General features: G+C 69.7%; 11 protein-coding genes. 3 read left to right on the forward strand and 8 right to left on the reverse strand.

Going from position 1 to position 16974, the window contains the following annotated elements; genetic code table 11:
* Positions 1–22: 22 nt before the first annotated feature.
* Positions 23–2344, reverse strand: coding sequence for an FdhF/YdeP family oxidoreductase (locus OHA73_RS40550; RefSeq protein WP_327657739.1), 2322 nt, complete (start codon positions 2342–2344; stop codon positions 23–25).
* Positions 2341–4842 carry an ATP-dependent Clp protease ATP-binding subunit gene (locus OHA73_RS40555; protein WP_266723804.1) on the reverse strand — a complete coding sequence of 834 codons (2502 nt, stop codon included), beginning with the start codon at positions 4840–4842 and terminating at the stop codon, positions 2341–2343. Before OHA73_RS40555 ends, OHA73_RS40550 begins: the two co-directional genes overlap by 4 nt.
* A gap of 385 nt (positions 4843–5227) precedes the next feature.
* On the opposite strand from OHA73_RS40555, the gene OHA73_RS40560 reads away from it, so the two are divergent.
* Positions 5228–6865: an FUSC family protein gene (locus tag OHA73_RS40560; RefSeq protein WP_327658623.1), complete on the forward strand. Its 1638-nt coding sequence runs from the start codon at positions 5228–5230 to the stop codon at positions 6863–6865.
* A gap of 12 nt (positions 6866–6877) precedes the next feature.
* Here the strand turns inward: OHA73_RS40560 and OHA73_RS40565 are convergent, their stop codons facing one another.
* Entirely contained in the window at positions 6878–8125 is a 1248-nt protein-coding gene (locus tag OHA73_RS40565) for a PucR family transcriptional regulator (protein WP_327657740.1), read from the reverse strand.
* Between the two features lie 133 nt (positions 8126–8258).
* On the opposite strand from OHA73_RS40565, the gene OHA73_RS40570 reads away from it, so the two are divergent.
* A complete protein-coding gene (locus tag OHA73_RS40570) occupies positions 8259–8894 on the forward strand; it encodes a DUF1345 domain-containing protein (RefSeq protein WP_327657741.1) in 636 nt (211 codons plus the stop codon).
* Between the two features lie 25 nt (positions 8895–8919).
* On the opposite strand, the gene OHA73_RS40575 is transcribed toward OHA73_RS40570, so the two are convergent.
* The 5 genes from OHA73_RS40575 to OHA73_RS40595 all read right to left on the reverse strand — a co-directional run bounded on the left by OHA73_RS40575 (position 8920) and on the right by OHA73_RS40595 (position 14155).
* Positions 8920–10266 carry a serine hydrolase domain-containing protein gene (locus OHA73_RS40575; RefSeq protein ID WP_267067778.1) on the reverse strand — a complete coding sequence of 449 codons (1347 nt, stop codon included), beginning with the start codon at positions 10264–10266 and terminating at the stop codon, positions 8920–8922.
* Positions 10267–10389: 123 nt separating this feature from the next.
* Positions 10390–10917 carry an NUDIX hydrolase family protein gene (locus OHA73_RS40580; protein WP_266725714.1) on the reverse strand — a complete coding sequence of 176 codons (528 nt, stop codon included), beginning with the start codon at positions 10915–10917 and terminating at the stop codon, positions 10390–10392.
* 99 nt (positions 10918–11016) lie between these two features.
* Positions 11017–11541, reverse strand: coding sequence for an AAA family ATPase (locus OHA73_RS40585; RefSeq protein ID WP_327657742.1), 525 nt, complete (start codon positions 11539–11541; stop codon positions 11017–11019).
* 52 nt (positions 11542–11593) lie between these two features.
* Positions 11594–12235, reverse strand: coding sequence for a DUF4232 domain-containing protein (locus tag OHA73_RS40590; RefSeq protein WP_266723812.1), 642 nt, complete (start codon positions 12233–12235; stop codon positions 11594–11596).
* 267 nt (positions 12236–12502) lie between these two features.
* Entirely contained in the window at positions 12503–14155 is a 1653-nt protein-coding gene (locus OHA73_RS40595; protein ID WP_327657743.1) for a glycine/sarcosine N-methyltransferase, read from the reverse strand.
* Positions 14156–14595: 440 nt separating this feature from the next.
* Between OHA73_RS40595 and OHA73_RS40600 the strand changes: the two genes are divergently transcribed.
* Positions 14596–16971, forward strand: coding sequence for a glycoside hydrolase family 127 protein (locus OHA73_RS40600; protein ID WP_327657744.1), 2376 nt, complete (start codon positions 14596–14598; stop codon positions 16969–16971).
* The last annotated feature ends 3 nt before the right edge of the window (positions 16972–16974 follow it).

Genomic DNA, 16974 nt, shown 5'->3' on the forward strand with positions numbered 1-16974 from the left:
CGCACCGGTTCCGGCCGGCCCGTCATGTCGAGAGTGTCACCGTCACCTTGACGTGCTTCATGATGGGCTGGTCGCTCTGCGTGCTGTGGTCGCCGATCGCGCACAGCACGTTCATCTCCGGCATGTACCCGGCCGCGCAGCCGCGCGGGATGTCGTACGGGACGGCCAGATAGCCCGCGAGGCTGCGCCGGCTGCCGTCCCTGGCGGTGCTCGTGATGTCGACCGGGTCGAACTCGCCGATGCCGCGCTCGCGCATGTCGTCCTGGTTCAGGAAGACCAGCGTGCGCAGGTTCTTGATGCCCCGGTAGCGGTCGTTGTCCGAGTAGATCGTCGTGTTCCACTGGTCGTGGGAGCGCATCGTGCCCAGCGCGAGCGTGCCGGGTTCCGGGATGACGTCGGGCAGTGGGGCGGCGGAGAACTCGGCGCGGCCCGAGTCGGTGAGGAAGACCAACTCCCTTGCGGGCTGCTTGATGCGGAAGCCGAGCGGGAGGCGCACCCGGCGGTTGCAGTCCTCGAACCCGTCGATGACCTGCGCCATGGTGTCGCGGACGCGGTCGTAGTCCTCGACGTACCACTCCCAGGGCGTACCGCTGTCGGGCAGCGAGGCGCGCGCCATGCCCGCGATGATCGCCGGCTCGGACAGCAGGTGCTTGGACGCGGGGCGCTTCATGCCGACGGACAGGTGCACCATGCTCATCGAGTCCTCGACCGATGTGGCCTGGAGGCCGCCGCGCTGCTCGTCCTTCTCGGTGCGGCCCAGGCACGGCAGGATCAACGCCCTGCGGCCGTGCACCAGATGGCTGCGGTTGAGCTTCGTACTCACCTGCACCGTCAGCTCACAGGTGCGCAACGCCTCGTACGTATAAGGGGTGTCGGGCGCCGCGAGCGCGAAGTTGCCGCCCATGCCGACGAACACCTTCACGTCGCCGCGCCGCATCGCCTCGATCGTGCCGACGGTGTCGAGCCCGTGCGCACGCGGCGCGTCGATGTCGCAGGCCTCCGCGAGACGGGCCAGGAACGCGTCGCTCGGCCGGTGGTCGATGCCGCAGGTCCGGTTGCCCTGGACGTTGCTGTGCCCGCGTACGGGGGAGGGGCCCGCACCCTCGCGGCCCAGATTGCCGCGCAGCAGAAGGACGTTGACGATCTCGCGGACCGTGTCGACGCCGTGCTCGTGCTGCGTCACGCCCAGGCACCAGCTGATGATGCTGCGGTCCGCGTCGCGGTACACGCGGGCCGCCTTGAGGATCGCGTCGCGGTCCAGCCCCGACTGGCGCTCGATCTCGTCCCAGGGAGTCGCCTCGCACAGCGCGCGGTACGCGTCGAAGCCCTCGGTGTGGCGGTCGATGAACTCCCTGTCGAGCGCCTTCGGATCGGATCCTGACTGTTCCAGGACCGCCTTGGCGATGCCGCGCAGGAACGCCATGTCGCCGCCGATGCGCACCTGGAGGTTCAGGGTGCTGGTCCGCGTCGCCTTGTTGAGCGCCATGTCCTTGAAGTCGTGCGGGATGATCGTGCGGGTCGCCGCCGCTTCGACGAGCGGGTTGACGTGCACGACCTGCGCGCCACGCTCGTACGCCTCGGCCAGCGCGGTCAGCATCCGCGGGGCGTTGGAGGCCGCGTTGACGCCCATGATGAACAGGGCGTCCGTCCTCTCCCAGTCCGCGAGGTCGCAGGTCCCCTTGCCAGTGCCCAGGGACGCCTGCAGGGCGCGGCCGCTGGCCTCGTGGCACATGTTGGAGCAGTCGGGCAGGTTGTTCGTGCCCAGTTCGCGCGCCCACAACTGGTAGAGGAACGTGGCCTCGTTGCCGAGCCGCCCCGACGTGTAGAACGAGGCCTGGTTCGGGTTGTCCAGCTCCCGCACCGTCCGGCCCACCAGCTCGAACGCGTCCTTCCAGCTGATCGGGACGTAGTGGTCGGTCTCCGGGTCGTAACTCATCGGCTCGGTCAGCCGGCCCTGGTCCTCGAGCGCGAAGTCGCTCCACCCGGACAGCTCGCTCACCGAATGCTCGGCGAAGAACTCGCGCCCGACCCGCTTGCGCGTCATTTCCCAGGTGACGTGCTTGATCCCGTTCTCGCAGATGTCCAGGTGCAGGCCCTTGAGGTCGTCCGGCCAGGCGCAGCCGGGACAGTCGAAGCCGCCGTTCTCGTGGTTCATCTTCAGGATGGCCCGGGGCCCGTCGAGCAGTTCGCGCTCGCGCACCATGAACCGGGTGACGCTCTTGGCGGCGCCCCAGCCCGCCGCCGGGTGGTGGTACGGGTGGAAGTCCGGCTTCTCGTCGGGCGCAGGGCCGACGCGCGGCTCCGGTGTGTCCTGACCGTCCTGGGAGGCGTTCACTGGACTCATTCCTTGTCGGTGGAGTTCCTGCGAATCGTGCAGTGCAGGGTGTCGTTCTGCACGTCGGCGACGATCGTGTCGCCCGGGTCGGCCTCGCCGCCGAGCAGCAGGGACGCGATGCGGTTGTCGAGCTCGGTCTGGATGGTGCGGCGCAGCGGGCGGGCGCCGAACTCCGGCTGGTGCCCGTGCGCGATCAGCAGCTTCTTGGCCGCCTCGGTGACCTCCAGTTTCAGCCCCTGCGCGTGCACCCGGCGCTCGCTCTGGTCCAGCAGATGGTCGACGATCCGGCCGAGGTCGTCCTCGGTGAGGCTGTGGAAGACGATGATGTCGTCGATGCGGTTGAGGAACTCCGGCAGGAAGCGGCCCCGCAGCTCCTCCATCAGCTCGTCCTTGAGCTCGGCGGCGTCGCCCTGGTGGGCGAGGATGCGGTGGGCGCCGATGTTGGACGTCATGATGACCACGCAGTGCCGGAAGTCGACGGTGCGGCCCTGGGAGTCGGTGAGCCGGCCGTCGTCGAGGATCTGCAGCAGCGTGTTGAAGATGTCGGGGTGCGCCTTCTCGACCTCGTCGAACAGGACCACGCTGTAGGGCTGGCGGCGGACCTTCTCGGTGAGCTGCCCCGCCTCGTCGTAGCCGACGTAACCGGGAGGGGCGCCGACGAGCCGGGCGACGGTGTGCTTCTCCTGGAACTCGCTCATGTCGAAGCGGACCATGCGGCTCTCGTCGCCGAACAGCAACTCGGCCAGGGTCTTGGCGAGTTCGGTCTTGCCGACGCCGGTCGGGCCGAGGAAGAGGAACGAGCCGACGGGCCGGTTCGGGTCGCCCATGCCCGCCCGGTTGCGGCGCACCGCCTCGGAGACCGAGGTGACCGCCTCGTCCTGCCCGACGATGCGGGCGTGCATCTCCTCCTCGAGCCGCAGCAGCCGCTCCTTCTCGCCGGCCGTCAGCTGGGCGACCGGGATGCCGGTGCGGCGCGAGACGATGTCGGCGATGTCGCCGGCCGTCACCGAGACCACGCCCTCACGGCGCTCCTCGATCCCGGCGACCTCGCCCTCCGCCTCGGCGATCTGCTTCTTCAGCTCGGAGGCCTTCTCGAAGTCCTCGGAGGCGACGGCCTGGTCCTTCTCACGGGTCAGCTTGGCGATCCGGTCCTCGCGCTCGACGACCTCGGTGGAACGGCTCGCGTTGCGCAGCCGCACCCGGGCGCCCGCCTGGTCCATCAGGTCGATGGCCTTGTCGGGCAGGAACCGGTCGCTGATGTAGCGGTCCGACAGCTCCGCCGCCGCGGTCAACGCGCCGTCGGCGAAACGGACTTGGTGATGCGCCTCGTACGCGTCCCGCAGCCCCTCCAGGATCTGCACGGTCTCCTCGACCGTCGGCTCCGGGATGAGTACGGGCTGGAAGCGGCGCTCCAGCGCCGCGTCCTTCTCGATGTGCTTTCGGTACTCGTCGATGGTGGTGGCGCCGACGACGTGCAACTCGCCGCGCGCCAGGGCCGGTTTGAGCATGTTGCCGGCGTCCATGGAACCCTCGCCGGTGGCGCCCGCGCCGACGACGGTGTGCAGCTCGTCGATGAACAGGATGATGTCGCCGCCCGCGTTCTGGACGTCCTCGATGACCTTCTTCAGGCGTTCCTCGAACTGGCCGCGGTACTGCGCCCCCGCCACCATGGCGGACAGGTCGAGGGAGACGACCCGCTTGTCCTTGAGGGTGTCGGGGACCTCGCCCGCGACGATGCGCTGCGCGAGCCCCTCGACGATGGCGGTCTTGCCGACGCCGGGCTCGCCGATCAGCACGGGGTTGTTCTTGGAGCGCCGGGAGAGGATCTCCACGGTCTGCTCGATCTCCTCGGCGCGGCCCACGACCGGATCGAGCTTCCCGGCCTTGGCCTCCTCCGTGAGATCGCGCCCGAACTCGTCGAGCGTCGTGGATGCTCCTGTCGACCCACTGCTGCCGCCGCCGCTGCCTTCCGGCCGGGCCGCCTGCTCCGTGGCGTTCGCCAGCCGCTGCGGATCGAGGCCGCTCGCGCTCAGCAGCCGCGCCGCTCCCGTCCCGGGGTCGGCGATCAGGGCGCCGAGGATGTGCTCAGGACCGATGTAGGAGACGCCCGAGGCCTGGGACTGGGCGTGGGCGGCGGCCAGCGAGCGCTTGGCCGCCGGAGTGAGCCCCGGCTCCGCGGACGGCTGTCCGGCCACCTGCGGAAGGATCTTGGCGATCTCCTCCGCGAGCCGGTCGGGGTCGACGCCGGCCTGCTCAAGGACCCGGCGGGACGGCTCCACCTTCGTCGTCGCCCACAGCAGATGTTCGGTGTCCAGATCGGAGGTGCCGTCGTCATGGGCCTTCTGCGCGGCCAGGTTGAGCAGCTCCTGGGACGACTCGGTGAGCAGCCGGCCGATGGGCACGCGCTGCACCGCCGGCGGCGAGCTCGCGGGGGACGTACCGAAGAACCGATTGAACATCTCACTGAAGGGGTCCGAGGGACCGAACCCGAACGGCGACATCGACATGGTGACTCCAAGTGCGCAATGGGTTTCTCCAAGCCAACCCCTGCCCTTGATCCCCCGCAAGCTGATCTTCGCAGAAGGAACGCCATGACCAGGCGCCCTTCGGAAATTCTGGTAATCGCCACAAAAACCTTTGTCGGGCCGCACAAGACGGCTATCGATTCAACCGTGATGGTTCAAGCCGGTGCAATTCAAATAGATTCTTTGTTTGACTTGTTCGGTAATTTCCCGGACGGTGAGAAAAAGATTCCCGGGTCGTTTGGACAGTTGAGTGAGACACCTGCCGCGTGTGGCCGAGCGGGTACGGCGGGCGCTCTCGCCGCGTGGCGCCCTCGCGTTGCACAGCGAGGACGGAACCCTTTCGTTCGGGTTCCGTGCCGCCCTTGCCATGGCTCTGGTCGCCGTCCCGATGGCGCTCGCCGGGCAGGCCGAAGCGTCCGTCTACGCGATGATGGGCGCATTCACCACGACGTTCGGACGCAACTTCCCTTACGCCCGCCGGGCCCGGGTGCTCGCCCTTGTCGCGCTCTCCATGACGGCCTCCGTCGGTGCCGGAGCGGCGCTCGGCGTCTGGGCCCGCCCGCAGGACGGGGGAGCGGGCGCCGCCGTGGTGGTCGCCGCCATGGCGGTCGTGGCCGGGGTCGCGAAGGCCGGCTGCGACGCGGCCCGGTTGAGAGGGCTCGGCGCGGTACTGCTGCTGTTCTCGTTCGCGGTGTCCGCCTACGGAGCCCCGACACCGTCCGACGTTCAGGTGCGCACAGCACTGGCGGCACTGGGCGCGGCCGTGGCCTGGGTGCTGGCGATGGCCGGCCGGTACGCACATCCCGACCGGCCCCAACGGCTGGCCGTGGCCGTGGCGCTGCGTGAGCTCGCCGGGCTGCTCGATGCCACCATCGACGACGGCGGGACGGACCGGCTCGCGCGCCACCGGGCGACCGCCGCCGTGCTCGAGGCGCACCGGGCCCTCGGCCTGGCACCCGCGACCGCCGCCGAACGCGGGAGCGAGGGCGGGCCCTGCGTCCGCCTGGCAGCCATCTCGTGGTCCGTGCTGATCCGCTCCGCGAGCCGCCCGCCGGACCTGCCGGCGGGGCCGGCCGGACACCTGCGCGGCCAGGTGGTCATCCTCCTGGGGCGTCGCCGAGGGGAACCGGAGCTGCTCCCAGGCGTGGAGGCGCTCGCGGGGATCGGAACCGGGACCGGTGCGCGCGACACCCGGGGCACTCAACCCGCCGCCCCGGCCCGCGTGGACGGGCCACTCGCCCTGGAACAGCGAGCCGCCGTCCTGACCATCGGGCGCCGCGCCGACGCGGCAGGCCGCGCCTCCCGCCGCGCCGTCCTGCTCGTGCCCGCCCTGCGCATGACGCTCGGCACCGGCCTCGCCGGAGGCATCGCCCTGCTGCTCGGCCTGGGCCACGGCTACTGGGCGGCGATCTCCGCGGCCGCCGTGCTCCACTCGATCAACGTGCGCACCGCCGCCCAGCGCGCTGTCCAGCGCACCCTGGGCACCGCCGCCGGACTGGCGCTCGCCGTCGCCGTGCTGGCGCTGCACCCCGGGCCCCTGACGCTCGTCCTCGTCATCGTGCTCCTGGAGTTCCTGCTGGAGTACGGGGTCGCGCACAACTACGGCATCGGGGTCGTGTTCCTGACGCCCCTGGCCCTGCTGATGAGCGACCTCGCGAACCCCGTATCGGCCGAAGACCTGGTTCAGGACCGGGTGTTGGGCAGCGCTGTGGGCATCGTCGTGGCCCTGCTGTGCGCGCTCGTCCTCATCCACGGTCGTGCGGCGGAGCGGGTGCGGCGCGCGCTGACGGCATGCGGCGCCGCGGCCGAACTCGCCGAGCGGGCCCTGGCGAACCCGGGCACTTCCACGCTGCCTGAGTTGCGGTCGCGGCTGGCCGAGGCCGTCGTCGAACTCCGTGACGCCGACGACGCCGCGGCAGGCGAACTGTGGCCCGCCGAGCTCGATCCCACCGAACTCGCCGCCGCCGAACAGCGCGCGCACGGGATCCTGCGGCGCCTGGAGTGACTCAGCAGCGTGCTAGCCGTCGGTGTCCATTCGGACGGCGTCCGTCGCGGTCACCAGCTCCGCCAGCGAGCGCGGATCACTGAGCGAGCGGCCGGTGAGTTCGCGGACGCGGTTCAGCCGGTACCGGACGGTGTTCGGGTGGCAGTGCAGCACGCGCGCCGCGCTCTCGGCCGACCCGGCCTGATCGACGTAGGCCCGCAGCGTCTGCAGCAGCGCGACGCGGTCCTCCTGGGGCAGGGCGAGCACAGGACCGAGCACCTCCTTGGCCAGTCGCCGCCCCTCGTCCGGGTCGTAGGCGATCAGCGCGGAGAGGGGGCTGGTGCTGAACTCCCGTACCCCGGCCTTCCCGACAGGGATGTCGGCGAGCGCCGCCCGGGCGAGGTGAAGCGCGCGCGGTGTGTCGGCGAGCGACTCGTACGCGGGGCTCACACCGGTACGGGACGCGGCGGCCGCGCGCAGCACGCCCAGGACTTCGTCGCGCTGCTCGTCGCGCAGCGCGATCACTCCGGCCTGGAGAGCAGGCGTGAGATGCCAGGCCGACACGATGCCGAGCCCGCCCAGCATGCGTTCCACGCCGACCAGGCTCTCCTCGGCGAGACCGGCGGTCTCCGCGGCCGCCACCGTCAGCTTCGTGTCGAGGGGCAGCCCCAGCAGCCTGCCGACCTCCCACGAACCGGACTCGGGCACCAGCCGGCCGGTGAACAGCGCCTCCATGAGGGCCGAACGCCGCCGCTGCTGTGCGACCAGCAGCTCCGCGGTCGCCGATCGGTAGGCCTCCGTGAGGGCGAGCGCGTGCTCGTCGGAGAGCCGCCACAGGGTGCTCGACGCGGCGAGCAGCGCGTCCAGGAAGTCCGGGCGGGCGACGCGCCGGGCGTGCTCGACGAACAGGTCCCAGAGCATCGCGCAGGCGATGCGGTAGCAGCGCAGCACCTCGGGCAGCGGCGCCCGCTGGTGCGCGCGGCGCCGCCCCGTCTCGGCGGGCGCAGACAGGTCGGGCGCGGTCCTGGGTCCGGTACCGATTCCTGCGTCAGTCCTGCGCTCCGCGAGACCGTCGAGGATGAACTGCAGGTTGACCGCTACAGAGGCGCGCAACTCCGCGCCCGGGACGATGCTTTCGTCGCGGTAGAGGTCGATGCGGTCGCGGGTGGCCGCGCACACGTCGTCGATCAGCCGGGGCAGTTGCTGCTCCGCCCACGCGACCAGCTCACCGAGCAGAGGGTCCGGCACTCGGCCGTCTGTGTCCGCGATGTGCCCAGCCATGAGTGCTTCCCCTGTTGCGCCGGAGGTGGGGGCCAGAAGTAGCCGTGGCGCCTCGCGATCGTCAAGTCGGCGCGGCCGTGTCGCGACAACCATCGGGGGCGATGTGGCACGGACCCGTCTAGTGTGACGAGCCATGAGCGCCTGGTTGCCGACGTCCGCGGTTCCCCGCCTGGCCGTCTCCGTGGGGGTCGGCCTTGTGGCCGCGGTGGCCGTCGGCCTTCCGGTCAGTGTGCCGATGGGCATCCTCGCGGGCATCGCCGCCGCGGAGCTGGTCTTCGTGGTGACGGGCTGGCTGGTGATGTGGCCGATGGACGCCACCGCCACGCGCCGCGAGGCACGGCGTGAGGACTTCGCCCCCGTCACCGAGGAGTTCGCGGTGGTCGGCACGGCACTGTGCGGGCTTGGAGCCATCGTGGTGCTGCTGCTCCTCGACGGCTCCGGAGCCCGGCACGCGGGGGCCGCGGTCGCCCTGGGCGGTGTGTTCATGGCGTGGGCGGCCCTGCACCTGATGTACGCCGCGCGCTATGCCTATCTGTACTACCAGGGCTCCGCGGGCGGAATCGACTTCAACTCCGAGGACCCTCCGGCGTACCGGGACTTCTTCTATTTCAGTTACAACCTCGGAATGACGTACCAGGTATCCGACACCGACGTCTCCAGTTCGGTGATCCGGTCGGTCGTGCTGCGGCACTCGCTCCTTTCGTACCTCTTCGGCACCAGCCTTCTGGCCACCGCCATCAATTTGGTCGCGGGCATGGTCACGGGCTGACGGACCGGCGCCGCTCGGTGCGAGGTCAACCCGTGAAGCGCGCCGCCGCCCGGCTGTTGTGGAGGTACTGCGCCCGCCCGTCCGCGTCCTTGCCGATCAGGACGAAAACCTCGTGTCGCCCCGCGCGTTCCTCGACGGTGATCAGTCGGTCGGGGCCGAGGCCGACCAACTGCTGGGTGATGCTGTCCTTGCCGAGCAACACCCTGGCCTCGCTGGTGCGCGGCGTGGTGGTCAGTGACGTGGTGCCGTCGTCGTGGACGGTGAGGTCGAAATCGAGCAACGTGGAGCGGTACGTGCCGGTGGCGCGGTGCGCGTCGACCGGTGCCGGCTGCTCGGGGACCCGGGGCAGGGCGGGCAGCCGTGCGTCGGCGAGTTCGCCGAGCAGGTGACCGCCGAGGTCCTGGAAGAGCGCCGCCGCGTCGCCGCCGTTGGTGAGCACGGCGACGGCGACGCCCGCCTCCGGCACGACCCGCAAGAACGCGTACTGTCCGATCGTGCCGCCGTCGTGGCCGATCATGGAACGCTCGGGCTGGTCGTACAGCATCCAGCCGAGCCCCCAGCGGTCGCCCAGCGCCCCCAGGGGTGGCGCTGTCACCTGCGTCTCGCGCATCACATCGAACGCGCGCTCATCCAGGTGGAGTTGGACGAACCCGAGCAGGCTGCGCGCCGGCATCGCAAGTGCGGCGCCGGCCGGGGCGGTGGAGGGCGGCAGCCCGTAGACCGGCGCGGGCTGCGAGTCGGGGCCGAGGTGGCCGATGGCGGGCAGTTCCAGGATGGCCTCGCCGACATGGGTCGCCACGTGGGCGAGGCCGAGGGGCGCGATCAGGTGCTCGCGCAGCGCCGCGTTGAAGGTCTGCTCGCGCAGCACCTCGACGAGGCGGCCGAGGACGACGTAGCCGCTGTTGCAGTACGAGAACTGTTCGCCCGGCGGGTACAGCTGCTCGGCGTCGGCCAGGGTGGGCAGATAGCGCTCGATCGCGTCGTCGTTCGCGCCCGTGTCGGTGAACCGGTCGCCTTCGACTCCCGAGGTGTGGCAGAGCAGTTGGCGGACGGTGACGCTGGCGGCTGCGTGCTCGTCGGCCAGGGCGAACTCCGGCAGGTACTGCCGCACCGGGCGGTCCAGGTCGAGCCGACCCTCGTTCGCCAGCTGCTGGATCAGGGTCGCCGTCCAGACCTTGGTGATCGACCCGATCTGGAAGACCGCGTCCGGGGTGACGGGCACCCCGGTGGCCCTGTTCACGACACCGGCGGCCGCGTCCACCACCTCGCCGTCCACGAGCACGGCGACCTGGGCGCCGGGCACCTTGTGCACGGCTGTCAGCTTGGGCAGATGCTCCGCGATCCAGGCCTGAGCGGTGGACGCTCGTGACATGACTTCTCCCTCGTGGCGCGTGCTCATGGGCGCAGGCTCGTTGGCGCACGTCAGTCAGCCAATGGTGCTACCAGGCCCGGCGTTTCGGAACAAGGCGGTGCCGGGCGCCGGTCGCGGGCGGGTTCAGAGGCCGAGGCCCGCGTGGGCGAGGGCCTGTTTGAGGAGGGCGCCGTGGCCGCCGGGCATCTCGTCCTGCATGGCCGACGAGACCGCGTCCTCGGGGCTGAACCAGACCAGGTCGAGCGCGTCCTGCCGGGGCTGGCAGTCCCCGGCCACTGGAACGATGTAGGCCAGCGAGACCGCGTGCTGGCGCGGGTCGTGGTACGGCGTGACGCCTTGCGTCGGGAAGTACTCGGCGACGGTGAACGGTTGCAGGGAGGCCGGCACCCGGGGCAGCGCCACCGGGCCGAGATCCTTTTCGAGGTGGCGCAGGAGGGCGTCGCGGACCCGTTCGTGATGCAGCACGCGGCCGGAGACCAGCGTGCGGCTCACGTTGCCGTCGGGGCCGATGCGGAGCAGCAGTCCTACGCTGGTCACCTCGCCGCTGTCCGCGACGCGCACCGGCACGGCTTCGACGTAGAGGATCGGCATGCGGGCACGGACCAGCTCCAGCTCGTCGGAGGCCAGCCACCCGGGCGTTGTCTCTGTCATGTCGGGCATGGCGTGATCATATTTCAGCGGCTCCGGTCTGTGGCCGAATTGGACCCGTCCGGGCCTCGCCGATCCGACACGCGCCGAACGGCGGGGGAGTCAGCCGAGCGACAGCCACCGGTGCACGGCCCACTCCCGCCACCCCGCCCACCCGGGCGGCGGGCCGTCGATCCGCCGGCCCTCGAGCTCCGCCGCGTCGGGCTCTTCGAACAGCGACCTCCAGCGCAGGAGTTCCGCCTCGCTCATGGGGAAGGTCTGGTCCGGGGTGGTCGCCTGGCGATGGGCGATGCGGGCGCGCTGGGTGTCGTGGTCCACCGGCACGTACACCAGGTGGCAGGACGCGCCCTCGGATGTCACCAGCGAGCGGATCGCGGATCGCTCGTCACGGGACCAGCAGCCGAAATCCAGCACGACATCGGTGCCAACCCGCAGTGCCTCCAGGGCCAGCCACAGCAGGCGCCCCTCCAGCACGTCCCGCTTTCCGTCAGCGTCCGGCTCGCCGAACAGCGGAATCATCCACTCGTCCGGCGTCAGTCGAAGGGCCCCGTGCTCCTCGGCCAGTTGCCGGGCCCGCGTGGTCTTGCCGGCCCCGGGCAGGCCGACCGTCAGGAACAACTTGGTCATGCCTGAAGGATGGCCGCACGGGTCGAGGAGATGCACGGACGCGCCGACGGTCCTACTTGGCGGTGTGCGTCGGGTAGACCTGGACGTCGGTGTAGGCGCCCTTGATGTCTCCCGCGCCCGCGGGCCAGTCCAGGGTCACGGAGTGGGTCTCGTTCGGGGGCGTCACCACGATGTTGGTCGGGGACGAGAGGCTCTCACCGGAGCTGTCGATGTCGTAGGAGAGGTTGAAGATCGCGGAGTCGCCCGGCTTCAGGGTGGTGACACGCGGTTCGGCGTGGCCGCGCTCGATGGGGTTCGAGGTGTTGTCCTTGTCCTTGATGTCGACGCCCGCGAAGCCCGTCGCCGAGCAGGTGGTCGAACCCCGGTTGACCATGGAGATGTCGATCCGGCCCGAGGTCTCGTCGGGCGCGGCGTCCACGGCGTTGATGGCCAGGTCCTCCGTCTTGCAGAAGGTGGCCTTGGTGCCGGACTGCGTCCCGCTGTTCGCGGCGCCGGCCTTGACCTCGGTGTCGCTGCCGGAGCCCGCCTTCGCGTCGCCGGCCTCCGACTTCGAGCCGCTGTCGGAGGACGAGGACGAAGAAGTGGCCGAGGAGTCCTTGGCGGAGGCGTCGGAGTCACCGCCGCCGCAGGCGGTGAGCGAGAGGGTGGCGGCGACGCCGATGGCGGCGAAAGCGGAGATGCGGGTGTACTTCATGGGGTTCCCCCGTGGGTGGCTCGGTGTGTGCGGTCTGAAGTATTTGTATCCCGCACCGAGTTACAGGCAGTGCTTCGGGGTGTCTTCGTTCTGTCACAGGCGTATCGAGTAAGGGCAGGTGGCAGCCCGACCGGCCGGTCCCGTAGGTACCTCGGGGCCGGCCGGTGGAACGTCGCTCAGCGGACGTGCTCAGGTGTCTCGTTCAGGTGTCTCGTTCAGGTGTCTCGCTCAGCACTACCGCTCAGCCGTACAGCTCAGCCGCACCGCTCAGTCATCGCCACCGAGCCTGAAGTGGAAGATGCCCCACGTGAGATGGGTGTCGCGGCCACCGTTGACCCAGTGGCCGAGTCCCGTCTTCATCTGGGAGAGGTAGTCGTGGCTGATCCTTCTGGCCAGCCCCTCGGCCTCCAGACGCTCGGTCTCCTCGAGGACCCGCGTGTAATGGTTCACCAACTGCTCGCGGTGCTCCTCGAAACCGCCGTCGACGGCGGTGAACCCGAGCCGCTTCAGTTCGCGCGTGTAGAAGCCGGGCGAGCCCATGTCGTCCAGGTGGATCCGGTCGAGAATCGGCTGCAGCACGTCGGCGCGGCCGCCCTCCGTCGCCGCCATCGGGTCGGTGAAGATGAGTTGGCCGCCGGGCCGCAGCACCCGGGCGATCTCCTTGAGGACCTGCTCCCGGTTCCCGCTGTGCAGGAAGGCGTCCTGGGACCAGACGACATCGACCTGGTCGGCCGGGTACGGGATGTCCTCGAAGGACCCGTCCACGACCTCGATCCTGTCGGTGAGCCCGCGGGCCGAGTTCAGCTGCTTGTGGCGCTGGTTCTCCACCTCGCTGAGGTTGAGGGCCAGGACCCGGCAGCCGTACGTCTCCGCGAGGTACCGGGCCGAACCGCCGAAGCCGGAACCGAGATCGAGTACGACGGAGTCCCGGGTCAGCCCGAGCTTCGACGCCATCTGTTCGACGGTCCGCCGGCTGGCGTCCGCGATGGGCTCGTCGGCGCTCTCGTACAGGCCGATGTGGATGTCCTCGCCGCCCCACACCGTGGAGTAGAAGGTGTCGGCGTCGGGCGAGTTGTAGTAGCTGCGGGCGGTGCCGACCGCGCCCTTGTACTGCTCCTCTCCCTCGGTCCTGTACTCCTTCTCCGCGACATGGATGAAGAAGTCCGGCTGCTCACGACGGTAGGTGTGCTGGAAGTCGCCGTAGGTCTCGATGCGCTGGAAACCGACGTCCGACATCAGCTTCCGCGTGTAGTCCTTCCGGAGCGGAAACATGTTGAGGTAGTACATCGAGCTGTCCGGGAAGCTGTACCGCATGCGGCACAGTCCCTCGTCGACGTACTCCGGCTCCACGATGACGTCTTCACCGCAGTAGTAGTAGCGGTGCTTGCTCGTGTACCCGTCGTCCAGCATCGCGTCGTAATTGCGCTGATCCAGGATGAGAATTCCGTCGTGCTTGAGCATCGCGTAGAACTCGGCCAGCGCCTTGCGCCGGTCGCGTTCCGAGAAGAGATGCGTGAAGGAGTTGCCGAGACAGACGATGGCGTCGTACTCCCCGTGGACGTCACGGTTGAGCCATCGCCAGTCCGCCTGAACGACCCGCAGGATGTGGTCTCCCCGCTTCTGGCCGTTCTCGAAGGCCCGCGCCAGCATCTCCGCGCTGCCGTCCGCGCTGACGGTCTCGAATCCCGCGGACAGGAGCGCCACGGAGTGGAATCCCGTGCCCGTCGCCACATCGAGCACGCTCTTCACCCCCCACTTCCGCAGCAGGTCGATGAAGAAATTTCCTTCGCTGTCCGCCCTCTTCTCCCAATCTATGAGGGAGTCCCATTTCTCGACGAAGCTGGGGACGTACTCCTCCGTGTAGTGCCCGGTTTCGCGTACTTCGACAGGGTTGTCGCCGAACTCTTGGGCCGGTTGCACGATGATGGGGAACCCTTCAGCTAGGAGGAATCTTGCCCTGGCGCGGCAGCCCAAGACGGCACAGAACTCCAGCACTCGGGAGCCGCACGGTCTGAGCGCATCGCTGTCCAAGACTGCGCGGTCTCATGCCTCCAAAGTTCGTATACAGGGCCGGGGTTGAGGCAAACAGCGGACCTGGCCAGCGCCTCTCCGTTCCAAGATTGTTTGAGGTGGAGAGAGTGAAACCGCCTCGGATAAAGGTCATTCACGGAGGAACCGCCGCGACGGCGATAGTCGGCCAGGGCCGGAAACCGCTGCATGGCGGCCCCGCCCGGCGTGCAGAGGTGTTGACGGGCGGTCCACCCTGCGTGAGATCTTGGGCCCCGTTCAGGACTGTTCGACAAGTCAGAGGCTGTTCGGTATCCCGAACGAAGCCGTAACTCCCGTGAAAGGGGAGGGGCATGACGACGTTCGGTGGCCGGTCCATACGACGACGTGACTTCATGGCCGCTTCGGCCCTCGGTACCGCCGCCGTGGCGGCCGGCTCCTGGCCGGCGGCCGCCACGGCGCCAGAGCCCGGCACCGGCGCGGCCCGCGCGCTCGCGTCCCACGCGCTCGCGCAGGGTCTCCCGCCGTACGTCGGCGCGGGCAGCACGGCGCCCGTCCGGCCCTTCCGGCTGAACGAAGTGGCCCTGGGCAAGGGCCTGTTCCAGGAGAAACGCGACAGGGTGAAGGCGTTCATCCGCGCCTACGACGAGCGGCGCTTCCTCGTGCTGTTCAACAAGGTCGCGGGCCGGCCCAACCCGCCCGGCGTCGAGGTGCCCGGCGGCTGGGAGGACGGCGGCCTGCTCAGCGGCCACTGGGCAGGCCACTACCTCACGGCCCTCGCGCAGTCCCATGTCGACCAGGGTGAACAGGTCTACAAGGACAAGCTCGACCGGATGGTGTCCGAACTGGGCGCCTGCCAGGACGCCCTGAAGGGCAAGACGGTGCATCCGGGCTACCTGGGCGCACTGCCCGAGGACACCGTGCTGCGCGCGGGCCCGCCCAGGTTCGCCGTGTACGGCAGCGACCCGGACACCAACACCTGGGCTTCCTGGTACACCCAGCACAAGATCATGCGCGGCCTCCTCGACGCGTACACCCTCACCGGCAACGAGCAGGCCTTCGAGATCGTCCGGACCATGGCGGACTGGGCCCACCTGGCCCTGACACTCGGCGACATCGAACACCCCGACTACAAGGGGCCCGTCACCCGCGACGACCTGAACTACCTGTGGGACACCTACATCGCGGGGGAGTACGGCGGCGCCAACGAGGTCCTCGCCGAGATCCACGCACTCACCGGCGACGGGCGCCATTTGGAGACCGCCCGGCTCTTCGACAGCCGCGAGTCCCTCTTCGAGGCCTGCGTCGAGAACCGCGACATCCTCGTCACCACCGACGAGAACCGCCCTGGCCGCAGACGCCCGAACCACCTGCACGCCAACACGCACGTCCCCAACTTCATCGGCTATCTACGGGTCTTCGAGCAGAACCGGGACGACGACTACCGGCGTGCGGCGGAGAACTTCTTCGGCATGGTCGTCCCGCACCGGATGTTCGCGCACGGTGGCACCAGCGGGACTGTCCCCGGCAGCAACACCAACCCCGAGGCGTTCCAGAATCGCGACAACATCGCCCACGCCATCGCCGGAGACGGCGCCGAGTCCTGCACCACGTACAACCTGCTCAAGCTGGCGCGCAATCTCTTCAGCTTCGACCCCGACCCGGCCTACATGGACTACTACGAGCGCGGCCTGGTCAACATGGTGCTGGGGCAGCGCGCCGACACGGACCGGACGGACGATCCGCAGCTCGCCTACTTCCAGCCGCTGACCCCGGGCGCCGCCCGTGAGTACGACAACACCGGAACCTGCTGCGGCGGCAGCGGCCTCGAAGGCGGCACCAAGTACCAGGAGACGGTGTACTTCCGTTCGGCCGACGACAAGACCCTGTGGGTCAACCTGTACGTCCCCTCCACCCTGCGCTGGCGGGACCGGGACTTCACGGTCACCCAGACGACCGGCTTCCCGCGCGAACAGCGCAGCACCCTGAAGATCGACGGCCTCGGCCGGCTGGCCCTCAAGCTGCGCGTCCCCGGCTGGGTGGCCGACACCAAGGACGGCTTTACGGTCTCGGTCAACGGGCGCCGCCGCACCGGCCCGCGCCCGAAGCCGGGCAGCTACCTCACGATCGACCGTGACTGGCGCCCCGGCGACACCGTCGAGGTCTCGATGCCGTTCACCGTCCGCATCGAGCGCGCCATCGACCGCCCGGAGGTCCAATCGGTCTTCTGGGGACCGCTGTTGATGCCGGTACTCGGCGAGGTGGCCAAGGGCGAATTCCAGGAGCTGACGCTCTACCGGCACCTGAAGCGCGACGGGAACTACGCCCGGTCGGCGATCACCCCGCGCCGCGGCCAGACCCTCGCCGTCGGCGACCTCACACTGCGCCCGCACTACGTCGGCGACCGGCAGCCCCAGTCCGCCTACTTCAAGCGCGTGGAGCCCGAGGTGGTCTTCGGCTCCATCGCCACCGGAGTGCCCAACCGTAAGCGCGACGACAACCTCCCGGACTACGACGTGCCGGTCGAGGGTGTCACCTCACCCGGCGACGACGGCCTGACCTTCCTCGACGTGGTGTGGGACGGCGCACCGTTCGCCGAGCACCGCGACTTCGTCCGCCGGGTGGAGCGGACCGCGGACGCATGGGCCGCCGCCGGGCTCTTCACGAAGGGGCAGCGCGCCACCGTCGTCGAGCACGCGGCCGCGGCGGAGCGGGAGTTGACGCCCTAGGCT

The sequence above is a fragment of the Streptomyces sp. NBC_00483 genome, assembly GCF_036013745.1.
In the GTDB taxonomy this organism is placed as follows: domain Bacteria; phylum Actinomycetota; class Actinomycetes; order Streptomycetales; family Streptomycetaceae; genus Streptomyces.